17 protein-coding genes and 1 other RNA gene are annotated in these 21,368 nt (G+C 43.4%); 13 read left to right on the top strand and 5 right to left on the bottom strand.

Annotation, left to right across the window (positions count from 1 at the left end; translation table 11 throughout):
- Positions 1-9: 9 nt before the first annotated feature.
- From dolP to MHN81_RS04850, 4 genes are read right to left on the bottom strand one after another with little or no spacing between them, the layout of a single operon-like run.
- Positions 10-576: a division/outer membrane stress-associated lipid-binding lipoprotein gene (gene dolP / locus MHN81_RS04865; RefSeq protein ID WP_023397217.1), complete on the bottom strand. Its 567-nt coding sequence runs from the start codon at positions 574-576 to the stop codon at positions 10-12.
- 2 nt (positions 577-578) lie between these two features.
- A complete protein-coding gene (locus MHN81_RS04860; protein WP_239425163.1) occupies positions 579-1,163 on the bottom strand; it encodes an SIS domain-containing protein in 585 nt (194 codons plus the stop codon).
- A 1-nt stretch (position 1,164) separates the two neighbouring features.
- Positions 1,165-1,530, bottom strand: a complete 366-nt coding sequence (locus tag MHN81_RS04855; RefSeq protein WP_023397215.1) for a YraN family protein — start codon at positions 1,528-1,530, stop codon at positions 1,165-1,167.
- A 56-nt stretch (positions 1,531-1,586) separates the two neighbouring features.
- Positions 1,587-3,458: a penicillin-binding protein activator gene (locus tag MHN81_RS04850; RefSeq protein WP_239425162.1), complete on the bottom strand. Its 1,872-nt coding sequence runs from the start codon at positions 3,456-3,458 to the stop codon at positions 1,587-1,589.
- A 62-nt stretch (positions 3,459-3,520) separates the two neighbouring features.
- On the opposite strand from MHN81_RS04850, the gene rsmI reads away from it, so the two are divergent.
- The 3 genes from rsmI (at position 3,521) to MHN81_RS04835 (ending at position 6,821) form a co-directional block, all read left to right on the top strand.
- Entirely contained in the window at positions 3,521-4,384 is an 864-nt protein-coding gene (gene rsmI / locus MHN81_RS04845; protein ID WP_023397213.1) for a 16S rRNA (cytidine(1402)-2'-O)-methyltransferase, read from the top strand.
- A gap of 43 nt (positions 4,385-4,427) precedes the next feature.
- An RNA gene (rnpB, locus tag MHN81_RS04840) (RNase P RNA component class A) lies at positions 4,428-4,788 on the top strand.
- Positions 4,789-5,093: 305 nt separating this feature from the next.
- Positions 5,094-6,821 (top strand): alkaline phosphatase, encoded by a 1,728-nt coding sequence (locus MHN81_RS04835; RefSeq protein ID WP_023397212.1) that lies wholly within the window; start codon positions 5,094-5,096, stop codon positions 6,819-6,821.
- Between the two features lie 45 nt (positions 6,822-6,866).
- Here MHN81_RS04835 and MHN81_RS04830 read toward each other — a convergent pair whose 3' ends face one another.
- Positions 6,867-9,869: an EAL domain-containing protein gene (locus MHN81_RS04830; RefSeq protein WP_239425161.1), complete on the bottom strand. Its 3,003-nt coding sequence runs from the start codon at positions 9,867-9,869 to the stop codon at positions 6,867-6,869.
- A gap of 440 nt (positions 9,870-10,309) precedes the next feature.
- On the opposite strand from MHN81_RS04830, the gene mraZ reads away from it, so the two are divergent.
- Genes mraZ through murG form a run of 10 tightly spaced genes read left to right on the top strand, consistent with a single transcriptional unit; the run spans position 10,310 to position 21,358 of the window.
- On the top strand, positions 10,310-10,768 hold the full coding sequence (gene mraZ / locus MHN81_RS04825) for a division/cell wall cluster transcriptional repressor MraZ (protein ID WP_023397210.1): 459 nt from the start codon (positions 10,310-10,312) through the stop codon (positions 10,766-10,768).
- A gap of 22 nt (positions 10,769-10,790) precedes the next feature.
- Positions 10,791-11,726, top strand: a complete 936-nt coding sequence (gene rsmH, locus MHN81_RS04820) for a 16S rRNA (cytosine(1402)-N(4))-methyltransferase RsmH (RefSeq protein ID WP_023397209.1) — start codon at positions 10,791-10,793, stop codon at positions 11,724-11,726.
- The gene (gene ftsL, locus MHN81_RS04815; RefSeq protein WP_023397208.1) at positions 11,727-12,050 is read left to right on the top strand and encodes a cell division protein FtsL; all 324 of its coding nucleotides are present in this window, start codon (positions 11,727-11,729) and stop codon (positions 12,048-12,050) included.
- Positions 12,047-13,861, top strand: a complete 1,815-nt coding sequence (locus MHN81_RS04810; protein ID WP_023397207.1) for a penicillin-binding transpeptidase domain-containing protein — start codon at positions 12,047-12,049, stop codon at positions 13,859-13,861. Before ftsL ends, MHN81_RS04810 begins: the two co-directional genes overlap by 4 nt.
- Positions 13,854-15,317, top strand: coding sequence for a UDP-N-acetylmuramoyl-L-alanyl-D-glutamate--2,6-diaminopimelate ligase (gene murE / locus MHN81_RS04805; RefSeq protein ID WP_239425160.1), 1,464 nt, complete (start codon positions 13,854-13,856; stop codon positions 15,315-15,317). Before MHN81_RS04810 ends, murE begins: the two co-directional genes overlap by 8 nt.
- Positions 15,314-16,702: a UDP-N-acetylmuramoyl-tripeptide--D-alanyl-D-alanine ligase gene (murF, locus tag MHN81_RS04800; protein ID WP_239425159.1), complete on the top strand. Its 1,389-nt coding sequence runs from the start codon at positions 15,314-15,316 to the stop codon at positions 16,700-16,702. The genes murE and murF overlap by 4 nt, the downstream gene beginning before the upstream one ends.
- Positions 16,696-17,778 (top strand): phospho-N-acetylmuramoyl-pentapeptide-transferase, encoded by a 1,083-nt coding sequence (gene mraY / locus MHN81_RS04795; RefSeq protein ID WP_023397204.1) that lies wholly within the window; start codon positions 16,696-16,698, stop codon positions 17,776-17,778. Before murF ends, mraY begins: the two co-directional genes overlap by 7 nt.
- Positions 17,778-19,097 (top strand): UDP-N-acetylmuramoyl-L-alanine--D-glutamate ligase, encoded by a 1,320-nt coding sequence (murD, locus tag MHN81_RS04790; RefSeq protein WP_023397203.1) that lies wholly within the window; start codon positions 17,778-17,780, stop codon positions 19,095-19,097. The genes mraY and murD overlap by 1 nt, the downstream gene beginning before the upstream one ends.
- Positions 19,098-20,273: a cell division protein FtsW gene (gene ftsW, locus MHN81_RS04785; protein WP_023397202.1), complete on the top strand. Its 1,176-nt coding sequence runs from the start codon at positions 19,098-19,100 to the stop codon at positions 20,271-20,273.
- The gene (murG, locus tag MHN81_RS04780; RefSeq protein WP_239425158.1) at positions 20,270-21,358 is read left to right on the top strand and encodes an undecaprenyldiphospho-muramoylpentapeptide beta-N-acetylglucosaminyltransferase; all 1,089 of its coding nucleotides are present in this window, start codon (positions 20,270-20,272) and stop codon (positions 21,356-21,358) included. The genes ftsW and murG overlap by 4 nt, the downstream gene beginning before the upstream one ends.
- The last annotated feature ends 10 nt before the right edge of the window (positions 21,359-21,368 follow it).

Genomic DNA, 21,368 nt, shown 5'->3' with positions numbered 1-21,368 from the left:
TCTGATCACTTATAAATATTCGAATGCTTTAATAACCTTTTCAACTCCGTGGATATTCCGTGCAATCTCAACGGCCTTTTCGGCTTCTGCGGGAGCGACCATTCCCATTAGAAAGACTTCAGCATTTTCAGTAACAACTTTGATATTACTCCCATTGACATTGTCATCAGCAAGGAGTTGTGTTTTTACTTTTGACGTCAGCCAAGTATCGTGTCCTTTTGTAGCAAGGCCGATATTGCTGCCAATACGGATCTGATTGAATAATTTCTTTACACCAATAACAGACTGTACTGCCTTGTTTGCTTCGGTACGCATTTCTACATTGGCAACTTGCCCCGTTAGCAATACAGTTCCGTTTACACTTACTACATTAATGTTGGCATGTTTTGCTAGCCTTTGAATTTTCTTGAGTGCGATGGTCGCTTTAATTTCAATGCTATTGTCGTCGATTTGGGAGCCAATTGTGCGCCTGTCATTGGCTGCCGATACGGCGCTGGCTGTTCCTGCAACAACAGCGGCTGCACACCCTTGAAGCAAAGACAGTATCGAGATTAACAAGATGGTTCTTAACATCATAATTAGGCATCCTGTGGGAATAAAATGTTGTCGATGAGCTGGCTTAGGCAATGTACTGTAAACATGTGAGACTCTAAAATTCGACTAGGTCGTTTACTAGGGACTCTAATTTCTACGTCATTAGGTCCCAATAATCCTGTTAGTTCGCCACCGTCATTGCCCGTCAATGCAATGACCTTTAAGTCTTTGGTCAAAGCAGATTCGACTGCACTGATAACTTCTTTTTCATTACCATTGAGCGCAATAGCGAAAAGTAAATCTCCTTCCTGAGCTACAGCCCTGATCTGACGAGCATACAGCTCCGTGAGAGTATTAGTGTGTTGGCTACTCAAATTGATGTTGGATTGACTCAATGTCAATGCAGGTAAACATGGGCGCTCAGTTTCATAAAAGTTAATCAATAAGCTGGCAAAATGCTCAGCAAGCATGTGGCTGCTAGGCTCACCACAGCAGATCAATTTATTGCCATTAATTAAGGTCTGAGAAATGACGTATGCAGCCGTTTCTAGTTGTTCTGGAAGTGCCTCTCCCGCCGCTATTTGCGCTTGAATGCTTTCGGTAAAGATGGCTTTGATAGATTCTTGCATATTAAAAAACGTTCTTTATCCATTGTATCGCATGTGGGGTGTTCCCCTGTATTGCAACAAAGTCTACGCGCAGCGCAACATTATGCAAGGTAAAATCTTGCATATATTGGTAGATACTGCGCCTTAGACGCTGTTGTTTTTGTTGTGAAAGTGTATTGAGTGCACCGCCATATTTGAGACTTTTGCGGTATTTAACTTCCACAAATACCCAAGTTTGGGCATCTTTCATGATTAAATCAATTTCTCCATGTCTACACAAGTAATTACGTGAAACTGGTGTTAGGCCGTGTTTTTTTAAGTAACGCTCTGCAATAGTTTCAAAGTAAAGACCTTTCTCTCGTGTATTAGTAAAAATTCCTTTTAGCATTTCATCTCTCCTTAATTGATTGCTCCTAGCAGCTTAGGGTGTCCCAGAACCATACTTTATTCTTTTTGCATAAAAAGAGGAGTCGGCAGGCGTTCATCTAAACTCACGAGGCGAATACTATTTTTATGGTATTGTCCCCAACTTAATTTTCTGTGTATTTGATTGGCTTCTTTTATGCTCAAAGAGCCCGTTAAACCATCGAATTCTTTGCCTGGAATTTTACTTAACTGCTTAAGTTCCGGAATGAGATTGAGTGCATCATGTGCCATCGCAAACAGCCGCTGCTCAATATCTGCTTGTTCAGGCCACAAGCGGGCATAGGTATCACGTAAATTTCGTTCGTTGATGGCATCGGGAAGCATCCAAGGAAGCTCGGTAAAATATAACCCTTCTAAATCACCTTTGTCTGTTTTGTCGATTTGTTTGCTGTAACTTCGAGAACTGGCGTAGAGCGGGATCCGCTCCGCAAAGGTACTGACATTGACATCCAGGTACGGTTTGATTAAACGGGTTTCAATTGCGTCGCCTAAAATATAAATCGCGTCTATGTCTCGCCTAGAGCGTGTTTCACTTTCCACTTCACTACGAAATAAGCTTTTAACTTCTTTGATCCTAGCTTTTGAGCTATCCACCTCAAGCAACCCAGTGATCACCTCGACCATGTCTTCACTGTTGTTGTAAAACCCAGCCTCAGGCTCTGTTTTACTGAAGTTTTGCCACTGTGAATTAAAGTGAGCAATGAGACGTTGGCCAGATGGTGTATTCGGTGCGAGCAGCATAGGCTTTTGAAAACCTTTTGCTAAAAAGTGTACCATTGCTTGTTCTACTTCATGCTCAGGGTTAAGAGCAAAATAATAGTGTTCAGTATGGATGCGCTCGGCATCTTCTGGGTCTATTTCATTCAAAAAAATAGCAGCAGATTGAGCGACAAAACTGCTGGATTTAACTTTGACTATATTGGATTTTAAAAGTGGCCCTATGATGAAATCTGCTTGAACTTTTTGTAGTTCTCTCTCAATCAGCTCTGCGCTGTCCATTTCATCAATAAAGTAAATTTCATTTACTTGGCTTTTATCCATCGCAGCTAAGAAACCATTTTTCAACGCGGCACCTAAACGCTCGCTACTACCTGATTGTGGTAATAAAATTGCTAGCTTAGTTGCTTGGTAGGGCGCCAAGTTGATGGTCGATTTGACTTCATTGGGAATAATGAAACTGCCCGGGTGATTTTTATAGCGCCTTTGCCAATTATTCATGGCTTGGTGCAGTTGCACGGTTGAGCCTAAATAGACTTGGTGATACTTTGCAAGTTTGACCCACCCCTGTTGAATGACTGAACCGCGGTCAAAGCGCTCGAGCGCATAGGAAGATAGCTGTTGTAAAGCGGACCAAATATCTTTGTCTAGTCCTGCGATGGTGAGTTTATTTTGTTGCGCGATATCTGCGCTCTTAAAGTAGTGAACGAGCGCCTTTTTGGGTAATTTTTGGGAGGCAAAAATACTGCCTGTCAGATACTGGTGCCATCCTCTATGCTCTGCAAGCTTTAGCTGTGCATTGACGGTTTGTAATATGGTGTGGGCACTCTCATATTTTCCTTGTTCTTTTTGCGCAAAGGCGATGTATAGCTTGTTTTGCACATGATCGACACTTGCTTTAGTCTCTAGTTCAAAACATACCTGCTCTAGCACCGGCCAGTTTTGTTCGCTGATAGCTGCTTCTCTAGCACTGTAGAGTAACTGTATTCTGCTAGCGCCTTGTTTGGATAGAGCAAGGGTATACAATGCATTTGCATTTAGATTTTCCTGTGGCTGGGCTTTTTGGACCTGAGATTGCGGGTTACTTACAGGTTGTTGGTTTTTGGGGGTTGTACCACACGCTGATAACCCGGACAATATAGCCACTATTAGACTTAATTTTTTCAGTTGCACGCGTATACCTTCACTCATCACCTTGTATGTGAATATCTTACTGACTGATCTTGGAGAGCTCAATGACAAAAGCCGAAACCTTAGACAAAATAGGCACCCTTTACATCGTCGCAACACCTATTGGCAATTTAGACGATATTAGTGAACGCGCGCTGAAAACCTTGGCTGAAGTAGATCTGATCGCAGCAGAAGATACGCGCCACACTGGCAAACTATTGAGCCACTTTAATATTAAAGCAAAAACCTTTGCTTTGCATGATCATAATGAAAAACAAAAAGCGCAACAAATCGTAGACTGGTTGAACGAAGGAAAAGATATCGCTTTGGTGTCTGATGCAGGCACTCCTTTAATCAGTGATCCTGGCTATGCTGTGGTCAATCTGTGTAGAGATGTCGGCGCAAAAGTTACACCCGTGCCTGGCGCGTGTGCTGCGATTGCCGCTGTCAGTTGTTCCGGGTTGCCGACCGACAAATTTCAATTTGTCGGTTTTACCCCAGCAAAAAGTCAGGCAAGACAACAGTTTTTTAAAGATGCGTTTGATTCGGGGATCACCAGCATTATGTACGAAAGCACTCATCGCATTATGGCCAGTTTAGGAGATTTAGCTACCGCGCTGGGGGAACAACAGCAGGTGGTGTTTGCGAAGGAGTTGACTAAAACGTACGAGACGTTTTTTAGTGGTCCTGTGTGTGAGTTGATAGAGTTTTTGACTGATGAGCCGGAGCGCCAACGAGGTGAGCTGGTGTTAATTTTGCCTGGAAAAGGGAAAGAAACGGCAGCAATCACACCTGAAGCACAGAAATTAATCACACTTTTAGAGAGCGAGATGCCGCTTAAGAAGGCATGTGGAGTTGCAGCAGAGTACTTCGGATTAAAGAAAAATGCACTGTATAAAGCCATCATTGCTCAAAGAGAAGAATCCTAGAAAAATCGCTGTGATTTAGCCTAGAAAAGGGTATAATACGCGCCGAGTTGGCCGGATAATCGCTGCTTGTGACGAAAATGATCAAGGGGAGGAAAGTCCGGGCTCCACAGGGCAGGGTGCCAGCTAACGGCTGGGGGGTGAAAGCCCACGACAAGTGCAGCAGAGAGAAGACCGCCAACTTCGGTTGGTAAGGGTGAAAGGGTGCGGTAAGAGCGCACCGGACCACTGGTAACAGTTGGTTGCAAGGTAAACTCCACCCGGAGCAAGACCAAATAGGGTTCCTTATGGTGTGGCCCACATCGGAACCGGGTAGGTTGCTTGAGCCTAAGAGCGATTTTAGGCCTAGACGAATGATTATCACCTCGCAAGAGGGACAGAACCCGGCTTATAGGCCAACTCACATTTTTAACTGATCGCCCATTGTTTTGGGCGATCAGAACTTACCTTACGAACTTACTATACTCTATCTAGCTATCAAAGCTCACGTATACCTCGGCATGCAATTTTACGCACTTTTAAATAAGCTCCCCTTTTCATATTACACAGGCAAGCAGAGTTAATAATTGCCTATGTTTTATATAATTTCCATAAATACAATAATATAGGAATAAAAGCGTAACTTAGTTGACATGTTCCTGAAATAAAAAAGTCATTTTTAAATCGTAGACTTGCCGCTGCTCACAATCGATTACGTTTTAGGAACATAAAAATGAAAATGAAGCTTATTGCGCTTGCGGTGTCCGCAGCTGTGCTTTCCGGGTGTAATGATGATACTTCGACAGTTGAAGTCCTCAAAGAAGTTGAAGTCGTCAAAGAAGTCCCAAAAGAAGTTGAAGTGATCAAGGAAGTTGAAGTAATTAAAGAAGTACCAACAAAACAACCTGAACCACCTGCGCCACCAACACCAGTTACCTCAGTTAAAAATGTCATCTTAATGATTGGTGATGGTATGGGACCTCAGCAAGTTGGTTTATTGGAAGAATATGCTCAACGCGCACCGAACTCCATTTATAAAGATAAAAATAATCAAACTGCACTATCCAAATTTGCCAATGCTGGGCACCTAGGACTTTCGCTTAATGCACCTCATGGTCCTTCCGGTAGTCTGGTAACTGACTCTGCGTGCTCTGCAACTCAGCTTGCAACCGGCATTGCGGCTGGATCAGAGATGATAGGCCTAGATACACAAGGCAACAAAGTTGCGACTATCCTTGAAAAAGCCAAGGCCATGGGTAAGGCAACGGGTTTAGTTTCTGATACGCGTATTACTCATGCTACTCCAGCGGCATTTGCGTCACACCAACCACATCGCTCCTATGAAGATAAAATTGCGCAAGAACTTATTTCATCAGGCAATGTGGATGTCATGCTTTCTGGCGGTGCGCGAGTTTTCCTTCCTAAAAATGTGGCAACAGATACAAAAACGCAGGATCAATTAGCTAAGCTAGGCATGCCTGCAAGTGTGTATAAGAAGTCAAAACGCGATGATTTGAAGAACCTTGTTTTAGATGCGAAAAATGAATACGGCTATACGCTAGCGTTCGATAAGACGCAATTGAGTAAAGTCGAAGGCGATAAATTGCTTGGCTTATTTGCAAATTCTGGCATGGACGATGGTATTGCTTACAGAAAGTGTCAGCAAGCCAATGACTGTACTCAGCCATCACTGAAAGAAATGACAGTTAAAGCGCTTGATATATTGGCCAAAGATGAAGATGGCTTTTTCTTGATGATTGAAGGTGGTCAAATTGATTGGGCTGGTCATGCAAACGACGCGGGCTGGATGCTCAACGAATTGCTGAAGTTTGATGAAGCTGTGGAAGCTGTCTATGAGTGGGTCAAAGATCGTGACGATACGCTTGTCGTTGTGACGGCGGACCACGAAACGGGTAGTTTCGGCTTTAGTTATTCTGATCACAACACGCCTACAGCTGTGGCTTTGCCTGGTGATGGTATGGGTGATGCTCTTTATAAACCTAAGTTTAACTTTGGCGCACTGTCTTTACTTGATACTTTGTACAATCAAGAAGGAACATTTTACGACATTATGGGTGACGTAGATGGTAACTATAATTTTGCAAATAGTAGCGCTGAGCAATGGCAAACTGCCATTACTAAACACACACCTTACACCGTTACACTAGAGCAAGCGGCAACCATTCATGAATCTCATGAGGTCAATGGCGATGGCCACCCACTGCCTCATTTTGAAGATTTCTCTGACTTTTACGTCTACGGCACGGAAGACTTTACTGGAAAGATCGCACGTGTTGTTGCAACTCAGCAAAATGTGGTTTGGGGTACTGGTACCCATACAGCAGCGCCTGTACCTGTCTATGCATTTGGCCCTGAAGGCGTGACAAAGCAATTCTCAACACTACAGCATCATGTTGATATCGCGACCAAGATGATGAATGCGTTGGGTGTAAATGAATAATTGATTCAATCCAAACGACCAAAGCCATCTTAATGATGGCTTTTTTTATGCTTTACCACGCTCTAGGTACGAGATAAACGCCTCTTTTGGTAATGGTTTACTATAAAAATATCCTTGTCCAAAGTCACAACCGGCTTGTTTGAGAAGTTCATGCTGTGTTGCTGTTTCAATGCCTTCAGCTATCACTTTGAGCCCCAGCTGGTGCGCCATCAAAATCATAGTTTCACACAGTACTAAATCGTCTTCATTGATTTCGATACCGTCAACAAAGCGTTTATCAATTTTGATAAACTCGGTATCCATTTGTTTGAGGTACGCTAGTGATGAATAGCCTGTGCCAAAGTCATCTAAAGCAATGACAAACCCTTGCTGGATTAATTTTGTAAGGCGTTTTTGACTGCGCCCTTCACCTTGCATCATTAAACCTTCAGTTATCTCAAGCACTAACATATCTGGTGTGAGTTGATGTTTAGAGAGTTGATGTTGCCAAGCTAGCAGCGTTGTGTGTTTAGCGCTAAATTGGATCGGTGAAACGTTAATGCTTAATTGTAACTGGCTATGCAAGTTGCGGGTCTTTTGCAGCACTTCAACAGCTTGGTCAAAAGCAAACTCGCCCAACTGATGGATCAACTGAGTTTCTTCCGCTAACGGAATAAACTGAGCTGGACTTATCATCCCTTTATTAGGGTGTTGCCAGCGGATCAATGCTTCTGCTTTAGTGATCTGGCGCGTATGCATTGAAACAATAGGTTGAAAGTGCATTTCAAACTGGTTTTGTGCCAGCGCAAAGCGCATATCTTTTAGTAGTAAAATGCGTTGCTCTGCTTTTTCTCTCAATTCTGAGCTAAATAGGGCAAAACCATTTCTGCCAATCTGTTTGGCTTTATACATGGCTTGATCGGCTGCTTTTAGTAATTGCTCGGTGTTCTTACCGTCCTCTGGGGCGAAGGCGATACCAATACTTGCCGCGATGGGGTAGGTGTCGTTTTCCAATGTAAAAGGGACTTTTAGTGCGTCTAAGATCTGCTCGGCTAATTCAATTGCATTTTTACGGTCTGTACAACGATCGTAGATCAACACGAATTCGTCACCACCTATCCGCGTTAGCCTTGCTGAAGACTCGGATAATTTTTTGAGGCGTTTGGCAATTTGTTTTAGCAGGATATCTCCGTAATAGTGCCCCAGCGTATCATTAATGTCTTTAAAATGATCAATATCGAGTAGCAGTATTGCAAAGGTGTGTTCCGGCAGTCCAAACAGAGTATTCAGCTGTTTTTTAAGGCTGGTGCGGTTGGGGAGATCAGTGAGCTCGTCAAAGTGGCTTCGTCGCCAAAGCTGTTCATCTTTTAACTTTTTATCCGTGATATCTGCAAAAATACCAACCCGGCGGTAGGGTTCATCATGTTCATCGTAAACCGTATCTATGGTCAACCACTCTGTATAGAGCTCACCATTTTTACGTTTATTGATGATTTCACCTTGCCACTTTCCTGTCTTGATAATTGATTGCCAGAGTTGCTCATAAAAGCTGGCATCGTGGCGACCTGAACTAAGGATCGAAGTTGTTTTACCAACGACTTCACGCTGCTCAAACCCAGTTACTCGAGTAAAAGCAGGGTTAATATCTAAAATATACCCTTGGGCATCTGTGATCACCATGCACTCACTGCTGTTATTGTATGTTAACGCAGCTAAGTTAAGAGCCTCTTCTTGCTGCTTTTTCTGACTAATGTCGCGCATAATGAGTATCGCTTCATCCTTGTGATCGATACGCTGTATACGGATCTCAAAAACAGTATTCTGGCCATTTTCTTTGTGTGCATATTCAAAATAAGTACTTGCTTGGTTTTCAAGCATTGCCATCGCGGCTTTGATGCGAATATTGATATGAGTGGGAAAGATTTCTTGAATGTACTGCTTATTGTTGACTCGATCACCATGTTTATCGAGGATTTTAGCCGCTTTGTTTAGCCTTAGATAGTTATCGGGAAGGGCTTTTATCAAGGTATTGAGTTCGGCATTTTTATTGTGTGCGATGGTTTCAGCATGCAGTCGCACTGCTGCCATTCGTTCAAAGTGTGCCGCAAGCTCTGCCAGCTCTTTGGGCATATCGGCGTGCCCAAGTTTATGTTCTTTTCCGTGCGCCAATGCACCTATTGCCTTACTAAAGTTATTTAGAGGCGTCAATAATGAGCGATTGAGCTGAGCACGGCCAGTCCAAAAAAGCACCAGTATTGTAAGTAAAAACAACGCGGTTACGAGTATAAATTGACTGTTTACTTCATGCAGTGCGTCATCGAATGGAAAATCAAAATAGATACTGAGCTCAGATTGGGGGGCTTGCAACGGCAGCCTAAAGTAAACGTGATGAAGCCCTTTTTTATCTTTGACTGTCTTGGTCACATAAGGTTGAAGGTCACTAGGCCAATCGTCGCTTACCGAGCGCCCGAGTGTTTTTTTCGAATAAGGGTATTCGGCTACTATCTGGGCATAGTTGTCTGCAACCATAACACGTGTGCCTATTGGCAAGGGCAGGTGAGAGAGTGACTCACTCCAATTTGTTAGTCTGCGTACGGCAAAAATTACCATTTTTAACTGACTTTGTTGATAGACAGGCTGTGCAAAATTGAGGGTTTCGCTATATACACTGCGATCGTTTTGGTACTCACCGATGCTAAATGTACCAGTTCTGATAGCCTGCAAAAAGTAGGCTCTGTCGGCAATACTAATTGGGGCTTTGAGTGGATGTAACGAACAAAAAACATGGCCTGTGGGGGTCGCTAAGCCAAAATTTGCAAACTCTTTATTAATAATCAACGCATGTTTTAGTAACTTTGGACAGCCTTGTTGTTGCGTATCTAACAGTGTCGCATCTTTGGCTAAATTATAGAGCAAATGCTGCGTGTCAGTAATGTCTACACGTTGCAAGGTCGCGATCTGGTTGGCAAAAAATAGCGCATCTTGCTCTTTGCCATGCAAAATATCCGAACGCTGTTCAACCAAAAGTGCAAAAACCGCTAAAAAGCCAGGTATGGAGAGCAGCAACATTAGTCTAAAAAAGCGGTGTTTTATTGATGAATAAAGAATAGTGAGATCTCAATTTGTAAATACATGTATATGATAACCGCGAGTTTGTAAATCGCCAAACACAAGCACAATTTATCTAATTTAAGATATGATTTTTATCAAAGAGTTGAGTGAGAAAGGCTTAATTGGTGGTGATATTTTTCATTCATCAAAAGCGATTTTCCGCAAAATTTATTATTAATTTGCGCTTTGTTTTCTTCTATTCCCACTTTTTACCACACTTATCATAAACTTCGTTGAAAGCCTGATTTTTTCTGGATTTTGGCTTGCTTTATGACGCCCTGATAGCTTGACAAAATGGCTTGTCAAGCCCTAGACTTGTCAACTGTGGTAGAATGTGGGTTAAAGTGGATCAATTTGGATCAAAATGTACATTTCTTAGTGAACAGGGCAACAGCAAGATGTTTCGCGGCGCGAACTTAATTAGCCTTGATGATAAAGGGCGATTCTCGATACCGACCAAGTATCGCGATACTTTGTTGTCTGAAGAAATGGGCACTGTCATTTGTACCATTGCGATTAATGAACCCTGCCTGTGGGTGTATCCCTTATCTGAGTGGCAGGATATTGAAGCGCGTTTACAAAAGTTATCGAATACAAATCCAAGGGTCAGACGGTGGCAAAGAATGCTGTTGGGGCATGCCACTGAGTATCAATTGGATAAAAATGGCCGCATTTTATTAGCTCCAGCCCTGCGCAGTTATGCCAACTTAGGGAAGAAGTTAATGCTTGTCGGCTTGTTAAATAAGTTTGAGATCTGGGATGAAGCACGTTGGAACGAACAAATGCGTCTCGATACAGAGATCGAGCGCAGTGGTGACGTGGAAGAAAGTTCAGATCTTGATGGTTTTTCTTTATAGAGTACAGGTGTAGCTCACAATTATGAGTTCAGAATTAGAACATATATCGGTGTTAATGGATGAAACACTCGATGCACTAGATATCAAACCCAGTGGTACATATATTGACGGCACTTTTGGACGTGGCGGTCACTCGGGACAAATTCTGAAACGTTTGGGTGAGTCAGGGCGTTTACAGGCAATAGATCAGGATCCTCAGGCGATCCAAGCGGCACAGAAGTTTGCTCAAGATACACGCTTTTCTATTGCACACAATCGTTTTTCAAATATTGCGCAAGTTGCCAGTGAAGCAGGACTTACCGGCAAAGTGGATGGTATTTTGTTAGATATTGGTGTGTCATCTCCGCAGCTGGATGATGCCGATCGTGGTTTTAGCTTTATGAAAGAGGGACCATTGGATATGCGCATGAATCCAGAAGCTGGACGTAGCGCAGCTCAGTGGCTTGCCGAAGCCGAACTGGAAGACATGGTGTATGTAATTAAAAAGTATGGTGAGGAAAAGTTTGCCAGACGTATTGCGCACAAAATTATTGAAACCCGTGAAGAAACTGAGATCACAACAACAAAACAATTAGCAGATCTAATTGATGAAGCTGTGCCAGTTAAAGATAAACACAAACACCCTGCAACACGCACATTTCAAGCTATTCGTATTTACATCAATAGTGAACTAGAAGAAATTCAAACGGCACTGTCGGCGTCACTTGATGTATTGAAACCAGGTGGCCGATTGGTTGTTATTTCTTTTCATTCACTAGAAGACAGAATCGTTAAACAATTTATTAAAAAGCAGAGCAAGGGGGAAGCAATTCCGAGAGGGCTACCGCTGACAGATGACCAAATCAATAAAAATTTGACACTAAAAGCGATAGGTAAAGCGATCAAGCCAAGCAAGACGGAAATTAATAATAACCCCCGAGCAAGAAGCTCTGTACTGCGTATTGCTGAGAAATTGTAAATGGCTAAACCTGTGCAACGTCAACCTCAGCTTTTTTTGGAGATTTGCCAAGTTTTGTTGGCGAACAAGCTGACTTTTTTGCTGCTCGTCAGTGTATTTATATCATCTTTGGTGGTGGTGCAAATAACACATTCGACTCGGCAACAGTTGATATTGCAAGATCAGCTACTCCAGCAAAGAGATGAGTTGGACCTAGAGTGGCGCTACTTACTTGTAGAAGAAGAGTTTTATTCTCAGCATGCAAGAATAGAAGAAATCGCAAAAACACAATTAAAAATGTTGCGTCCTACAAGTAAAGAAGAACAGGTGATAGAGCTACCATGAAAACGAAGAATACGTCACCACAAAACTTAATCGCATGGCGGTTCATCCTTGTTTGTGTGATGTTGGGCTCTGTGTTTTTAGCCTTGATAGCTAGAGCTGCATATCTGCAAGTTATAGAGCCAGACAAAGCGCGAGAAGAAAATGCCAAGCGTACTGTGAGAAAAGAAAAACTGCATGTTCAGCGTGGTATGATCTATGACCGCAACGGCAAAGAACTCGCAGTGAGCGTACCGGTTGTCAGTGTATATGCAGATCCTTATGCACTGGAAAAAGCATTGAAGAAAAAGGTGTTACGTCAGGCGAGAAAAAACCGCGAAGACCATGTTGCGCTGGCCGAAAATGAAACCCAGCTCAAAGCTCGTACACAGCAATTGTACCAAGGTCAGGCTCGTTGGCGTGAGTTGTCCGATGTCCTACAGCTTCCAGCTGATCAAGTAAATACTAAATTGCGTGGTAACGCAAAGCGTCGTTTTGTCTATTTGAAACGTCAAGTAACGCCTGCGGTGGCTAAATATATTAGACAAATGCGGTTGCCCGGAATCCATTTGCTTGATGAATCAAAGCGCTTCTATCCAAGTGGTGAAATTGCTGCACACGTTTTAGGTGTGACTAATATTGATGGCATTGGTATTGAAGGAATTGAAAAACGTTTCGATACGGCACTGACGGGAACCGAAGGGCTAAGGACTATTCGTAAAGATGCACAAGGTCGAGAAGTACAAGTATTGTCAGAGGAAGAGCGTGTCGAACCTGAAGACATTCATCTCAGTATTGATCATCGTATTCAAACCATTGCTTATGTAGCGTTAAAGTCAGCAGTTTTGACATATCAGGCGACTTCAGGATCAGCCATGGTTGTCGATGTGCATACCGGTGAAATCCTCGCAATGGTGAATAGTCCGAGCTTCAATCCAAATGATATGAGCACGGCAGCACCATATAAACGCCGTAATCGCGCTATTACAGATTTATTTGAACCCGGTTCTACTCTTAAGCCCTTGGCAATATTAGCGGGTCTAGAATACGGTGCGATCACAGCGGATGAAATCATCGATACTTACCCCGGTTGGATGCGTTTAGGTGGTAGCTTAGTAAAAGATACGCGTAATCATGGTGAAATGTCGCTGCGAGAAATATTAAAAGTGTCCAGCAATATGGGCGTGGCCAAAATCAGCCAAAAATTGCCCAAAGATTATTTTGTTGGCACGTATCAAAAAGCGGGGTTTGGAGAAGATACTGGCACCATGATGATTGGAGAAAGCTCAGGATTATTCTATCCAAATAGAAGGTGGTCAGATTTTGAAATTGCTACATTATCATATGGTTATGCTGTTTCTGCCAGTACGGCGCAGATAGCAAGACTTTATGCGATGATAGGTGCTGGTGGTATTTCTAGACCTCTAACAATACTAAAGCAGGAGCAACCTCAACCTGGCGAACGCATCTTTAAAGAAGAGGACACCAAAGCGGTGATCTCAATGATGGAATCAATTTTTGAGAAAGGCGGGACGGCATCCATGATCAAAGTGGACGGCTATCGGGCTGCTGGCAAAACAGGAACATCGGAAAAAGCCATTGCCGGTGGTTATGGTGATGAATATGTTGGCTACTTTGCCGGTGTTGCTCCTGTTAGTGACCCTCGTTTAGCGGTCGTGGTGATGGTTAATGAACCTGGTGGTGATGTGTATTATGGAGGTCAGACCGCAGGCCCTGTTTTTGCCGAGATTGTTTCTAATTCATTACGTATGTTGAACGTAGCTCCAGACAAAGAAAGCGTAGCATATTTATCAGGAAAAAATGACGATGCGTGACTTAACTAAAGTGCTCAAAAACTTTGGCGTAGTAAGTCCCCAAATCAGCGTGAATGCACTGCGTTTAGACAGTCGCGAAATATGTGTGGGCGATTGCTTTATCGCTGTTGCTGGACACCAACTGGATGGTACACAATTTATATCCGCAGCAATTAAACAAGGCGCAACATGTATTTTGGTTGACGACAGTACACACCTAGGTAGTTTCGAGGTGCCTGTCATACGCGTTACAAATTTAAAGCAAAATTTATCGCAAATTGCAGCTCAATTTTATCAAGAGCCAAGTACAAAAATGACTGTTATTGGTGTCACAGGCACTAATGGAAAGTCAACAACAACGGCTATGATTGCGAACCTAGCACAGCAGTGTGGTACACCGAGTGCCGTGATAGGAACGTTGGGCTATGGCGAGCCTGAGCGACTAACACCTTTAACTAACACGACCCCTTCGGCTGTATTGTTGCAGCAAATATTTAGTGAGCTACAGACTCAATACCAGCAGGTGGCGATGGAGGTGTCGTCACACGGTATTGTGCAAGGGCGAGTTGAACATGTTGACTTTGACATTGCTGTTTTCACCAATTTAAGTCGTGATCACTTAGATTATCATGGTGATATGGAAAATTATGCGCGAGCTAAAAAGCGTCTGTTTAGCGAGAGTAATGCCAAAATTAAAGTGCTTAATATCGATGACGCATATGCGCAGCAGTGGCTTGGCGAGTTTGACACACAGCAGTGTGTAGTTTATGGCAAGCAACCACAGGATAATGTGTACGAGCACTATGTGTTTTTTGATAACGTACAGTGCCACCAAAATGGAATTTCTCTAAACCTTAATACTTCGTGGGGCAATACTGAGATCACAACAGGCTTGTTTGGACAGTTTAATATTTATAATTTGTCGGCCGCGATCGCTTCTTTATTAATTCAAGGCTACGCGCTTGAACAGCTTCAGGCCGCAGCAACCAAACTGTTACCTGTTGATGGTCGCATGCAAGCGTTTTATCAACCCGGATTCCCAACCTGTATTGTCGATTATGCGCACACCCCTGAAGCGCTGGAATTAACACTGCGGGCTTTGCAGCAACATGTGCCGGGCAAGGTTAGCTGTGTGTTTGGATGTGGCGGTGATCGTGACAAAGGAAAAAGGCCATTGATGGCCCGCGCAGCAGAGCAATTTGCTGATACGGTGATCATTACCAGTGATAACCCTCGAAGTGAAGACCCTAACACAATTATTAGTGACATTAAGGCTGGGCTCAGAGAACCTCAGTATGCTGTGTCACAACCAGATAGAGAAAAAGCCATTAGATATGCAATTGAACATGCTGATGAAAACAGCGTGGTATTGATTGCAGGTAAAGGCCATGAAGACTATCAAATTATAGGAAACCAGACATTAAGCTTCTGTGATAGAAGTTTAGTGAAATTAATTTTACAGGGGGAAAGTGCATGATCAAGATGGATTTTTCTTGGCTTGCAGAAGTACTTGGGGCCCCTTTTAGTGGGCAGAATTTGGCGGTTGCCAATATCAATACAGATACAAGAACAATAACCGATAACGAAGTCTTTTTAGCGCTCAAAGGTGCAAATTTTGATGGTCATAAGTTTGTTGAAGAAGCAAAAAATAAAGGTGCCATAGCGGTCATTGTATCAGAGCGTGTCGACGCTGATATTGTTCAGTTTGTGGTATCTGACACACGTGTTGCGTTAGGCAAGCTTGGGCAAGCGGTTATAAAACAGGTTGCGCCAAAAACCGTCGCAATAACGGGCAGTGTGGGAAAAACCACGGTAAAAGAGATGACTGCGGCAATATTATCACGCCGTGGCAAAGTGCTCGCGACCAAAGGGAATTTCAACAATGATATTGGTGTCCCTTTGACGTTACTGCGTTTATCGGAAGATGACGAATATGCTGTCATTGAACTGGGCGCCAATCATATTGGGGAAATAGCCTATACAAGCGGGTTAACCAACCCAGATGTTGCTGTTGTGTGCAATGTTGCTCCTTCTCATTTAGAAGGTTTTGGCTCTATTGAAGGTATAGGTCAAGCCAAAGGAGAAATATTTGGCGGGTTAAAGTCTGATGGTGTAGCAATTATAAACTGTGACAGTGAGTTCGCCCCCATGTGGGAGGAGAGCTTGAGCTCTCAATCAGTTCAACGCTTTTCTATGAACAGTAGACTGGATGTGTGGGCTCAAGACATTCAACTGGATGAGTCTGGATGTGCCGAGTTTGTGCTTTGTACGCCGCATGCGTCACAAAATGTAAAGTTAGCACTGCCAGGCAAGCACAATGTGATGAATGCCGTGATCGCAGCCTCTTTAACGCTTCCTTTTGGTACGTCGTTAGAGGATATCGCCGTTGCACTTAAAGATATGCCAATTGTAAAAGGCCGAGTCAATGTCATTGATGTGTCCAGTTCATTGCGTGTTGTAGATGACACATACAATGCCAACGTACGTTCAGTCAAAGCAGCCATAGAGTTATTGAAAGACATGCCTGGTACACGAGTATTGGCACTGGGAGACATGGCAGAGTTAGGTGAAGATGCACGGGCTTACCACAAAGAAGTCGGTGAATATGCGAAGCAGCAAGGTATTGACGCAGTGTATACGCTGGGTGTGTTGAGTCGCTATGCAAGCGAAGTATTTGACACGCCAAATCGTCACTTTTCTACCCGTGAACATATGCTCGAAGAGCTTTCACAATTCATTAAACACGAGACAGAGCAGTGCACACTGCTTGTCAAAGGATCGCGTAGTGCCCGCATGGAGCTATTGGTCGCTGATCTGATTTCAGCGCATACAAACTCAGAAAGTGGGGACCGACAATGTTAGTTTGGTTAGCAGAGTATTTAACGCAATACTACAGCGGTTTTAACGTATTTTCTTATTTGACAGTACGAGCTATTTTAGGGATTTTAACCGCCTTACTTATATCGCTGTATTTTGGTCCTAAACTGATCCGTGCATTACAGCGCATGCAGATAGGTCAAACGGTAAGAGATGATGGTCCTGAGTCTCACCTATCCAAATCAGGCACACCCACAATGGGTGGTTTGCTGATCCTAGGAGCAATCTTTGTCAGCTCCTTAATGTGGGGGGATTTGAGTAATAAATACGTGTGGGTCACATTGTTTGTGATTGGTTCACTAGGTATCGTTGGTTTTGTTGATGATTACAGAAAAGTGATCCGTAAAGATAGTAAGGGATTGATTGCAAGGTGGAAGTATTTTTGGCAATCCGTTATTGCAATATCCGTCGCGGCATTTTTATATTCAACGACTACCTCAGCTGCTGAAACGTCTCTTGTTGTGCCGTTTTTCAAAGATGTATTGCCACAGCTGGGACTGTTTTATCTTGTAATGAGCTATTTTGTGATTGTGGGAACATCTAATGCGGTGAATCTAACCGATGGTTTAGATGGTTTGGCAATAGTACCTACTATTTTGGTAGCAGCAGCTTTAGCGATCATTGCTTATTTAACTGGTAACGTAAACTTCTCAAATTATCTCCACATTCCTCATATACCATTGGCCAGTGAGCTGGTGGTTGTCTGTACTGCTATCGTCGGAGCTGGACTTGGATTTTTGTGGTTCAACACCTATCCGGCCCAAGTATTTATGGGTGATGTTGGCTCTTTAGCGCTGGGTGGAGCTCTTGGAATAATCGCTATTTTAGTCAGACAAGAATTGGTACTAGTGATCATGGGAGGGGTGTTTGTAATGGAAGCCTTATCTGTCATTTTACAGGTAGGTTCATATAAGTTACGTGGCCAGCGTATTTTTAGAATGGCACCTATACACCATCACTATGAACTAAAAGGTTGGCCTGAACCACGTGTTATTGTGCGTTTTTGGATCATCTCCTTCATCTTAGTATTGGCTGGTTTGGCAACCTTAAAGATAAGATAATGAATTATTTAGAGACGTTGAAGCAGAAAAAGGTCACAGTGCTAGGGCTCGGTATATCCGGGCTTGGTACCGTGCGCTTTTTGTTACAACAAGGGATCTTTCCTAAAGTAGTTGATACGCGACCTGTTCCACCAGGTGCGGATTGGCTCGCGCACAATGCTCCAGAATGTGAGGCTGTGTTTGGCCCACTTGCTGAAGGCGCGTTGATTGATACCGATATAATTATTATTAGTCCAGGGATCCCGCTGTATGACAGATATGTTGTAGAAGCGATAGCGCACGGTGCTGAAGTGGTCGGTGATATCGAGGTTTTTGCGCGACTAAACACGGCTCCAGTCGTTGCCGTCACTGGATCAAATGGAAAATCTACTGTGGTAAGCCTAGCAGAAACGGTTTGTCAGTCAGCGGGATTGAAAGTGGGTTTGGGTGGTAATATCGGTACTTCAGTGCTGGACTTACTTGATCAAGATTTAGATATTGTCATTTTGGAATTGTCGAGCTTTCAGCTCGAGACCACACAAAACTTAAAGTGTCGCAGTGCCATGATCCTCAACATTACTGAAGATCACATGGACCGATACCCTGACTTTGAAGCTTATTGCGCGGCGAAAAAGCGCATCTATCAAAAAACAGACTTACTTGTTTTCAATGCTGATGATGAAAAAACCCATCAAGCACACAGACACTCAGTTGGCGTTGGTTTGCACAAAGCGGACTACTGTATTGCAACGACTGAGCAGGGCGACTTTTTTAGTATAAATGGCAAACACGTTTTCACAGTGGATAGCTTAAAGCTATCAGGCAAGCATAACCAGTTTAATGCTTTGGCTGTCATGGCATTATTGTCACCTTTTACAATTACTAAACAGGCTTATCAAGACGCTTTTTCGCGCTTTGGTGGGCTTTCACATCGCTGCCAGCTGATTGCAGAAGTAGCCGGGGTAAAATATTTTAACGACTCTAAAGCGACGAATGTCGGCGCAACGGTCACGGCACTTGAAAGCTTGCAAGCCGAAGCTCAGAAAATAATTCTAATTTTAGGTGGAGATGCAAAAGGGGCTGATGTCTCTCCATTGGCTGCACCAATTCAAAGCTATTGCAGGGCAATTTACTGTTTTGGCAAAGATGCGGCTCTGTTTTCTTCGATGCATACTCATAGTCACTTGGTTGGTTCATTAAAAGATGCAGTTATTGGGGCAAGTCAGCAAGCGCAAGCTGGCGATATCGTATTACTAGCCCCGGCGTGTGCAAGCATTGATATGTATCCAAATTATATGGCTCGTGGTGATGAGTTTTGCAAATGGGTTGGGGAGTTGTAAATGATTGCGACCATCAACCTAAAAGGCATATTTAAATCGAGCAAAGCAGATACCTTGTTTGATTTACCATTGTTATATGCAATGTTGTGTTTAATCGGGGTCGGGTTTGTGATGGTCACCAGTGCCTCTATGCCTGTTGCGGAAAGGCTGTACGATAACCCTTATCATATCATTGTGCGTCACGGCATGTTTTTGATTATGGGAATGGTGCTTTTTTGGTTAAGTACGTCTGTATCCATGGCTTGGTGGAAACGCTTTAATCCTTATTTGTTGCTCTTTGGGGTGGTGCTGTTGATCTTGGTTTTAATCGTTGGTCGAGAGGTGAACGGAGCTAAACGTTGGATCCCAATTGGACCCGTTGGTGTGCAAGCAGCGGAAGTAGCAAAGCTTTATTTTATAAGTTATATCGCGGGCTATTTGGTTCGTAAACGAGATGAGGTGCAAGAAAACATAAAAGGGTTTGCAAAACCTATTGTGGTGTTTGCGGTTTATGCCTTTTTAATACTGATGCAGCCAGACTTAGGCACGGTTGTTGTGATCTTCGTCACCACAGTGGGTTTACTGTTTTTAGCTGGTGCAAAGCTCTGGCAATTTTTTGTGCTCATGCTCACCGGCATTTTCTTGGTGATTATGCTGATCATTTTTGAACCTTATCGAATGGCAAGGGTAGTAGGATTCTTAGAGCCCTGGAAAGATCCATTTGGTAAGGGGTATCAGCTTGTTCAGTCTTTGATGGCTTATGGACAAGGCGGCTGGTTTGGTCAAGGGCTTGGTAACAGCGTGCAAAAACTACAGTATTTACCCGAAGCGCATAACGACTTTATTTTTGCAGTAATAGCGGAAGAACTGGGCTTTTTGGGTGTTGTTTGTGTGTTATTTATGTTGGGCATGTTGGTCTTTCGTGCTTTGGTCATCGGCCAACAAGCACTCAAGTCGCAAAAAGAATATGAAGGATATTTAGCCCTCGGAATAGGAATTTGGTTTGCGTTTCAGACATTAGTCAATGTCGGAGCGAGTGCAGGCATGTTGCCAACGAAAGGACTCACTTTGCCATTTGTATCTTATGGTGGCTCAAGTTTATTGGTCATGACAATTGCTGCAGGATTGCTGCAACGAATAGATTTCGAAACCAAAATGTCTACGAGGCAGGCAACTTCAAGAGGTGGTAAGCGATGAGTAGGCGATTATTGGTTGCTGCTGGTGGTACAGGTGGGCACATTTTCCCGGGTATCGCTGTCGCAGAAAAATTGAAACAACTTGGCTGGGAAGTTTCTTGGGTTGGTACTGAGGATAGAATGGAAGCTCAGGTTGTACCTAGTCATGGCTTTGATATTGACTTTATTAAGGTAAAAGGGTTGAGAGGCAATGGTTTAAAACGCCTGTTAAAGGCCCCTTTTATGATCCTTAAAGCCATCATTGCAGCGAGAAATATACTCAAAACCCATAAACCAGATGCTGTGCTTACGATGGGGGGTTATGTAACTGGGCCTGTTGGGATCGCAGCAAAAATGTTAGGGGTACCACTTATCATCCACGAGCAAAATGCGGTGGCTGGCTTTAGCAATAAACTATTAGCCAAGTTGGCTACGCGTGTATTGTGCGCCTTTCATGGTGCGTTTGCGGATAGGGCGTGTGATATTGTAGGTAATCCAATAAGAGATTCGGTGACCCAGATTCAGTCTAAACCGATTACACAGCAAGTGAATTGCCTAGTGGTTGGTGGTTCTTTGGGGGCAAAAGCATTAAACGACACATTACCTGACGTCTTTTCATCTCTCAATGAGAATAACCAAGCATCGTTAGCTGTTTGGCATCAGTCAGGTAAAGGGCATGGTGGCGGCGTAGCCAAGCGCTATGAAGGTCAATCGTTTGACTGTAAAGTCACTGAGTTTATCGAAAATATGGATCAGGCTTATGAGTGGGCTGATATTATAATTTGCCGCGCGGGCGCATTGACTGTTAGTGAAGTTGCGGCGGCAGGAAAAATGGCCGTTTTTGTGCCACTGCCTCACGCTGTAGATGATCACCAGACATTAAACGCTCGCGCTTTAGTGGATGAACAAGCTGCCCTAATGGTTCCTCAGTCTGAGCTGAATATGTCAAATATGGTTTCACTGTTAGAGCCATTTTTTGCCGAGCCACACTTAATTGAAGAAAAAGCATTGCGCGCCAAAGCGTGCGCGCAACTTGATGCCACAAGTTCAGTGGTTGAAATAATTAAAGAAGTTACTAATCGAAGAGAAAGTTGTGAAAGAAAATAAATATCGCCGT

Origin of the sequence: Pseudoalteromonas sp. Of7M-16, from assembly GCF_022347805.1 — a bacterium.
Lineage (GTDB): Bacteria > Pseudomonadota > Gammaproteobacteria > Enterobacterales > Alteromonadaceae > Pseudoalteromonas > Pseudoalteromonas luteoviolacea_F.
This window is presented reverse-complemented; position numbering and strand designations above follow the sequence as displayed.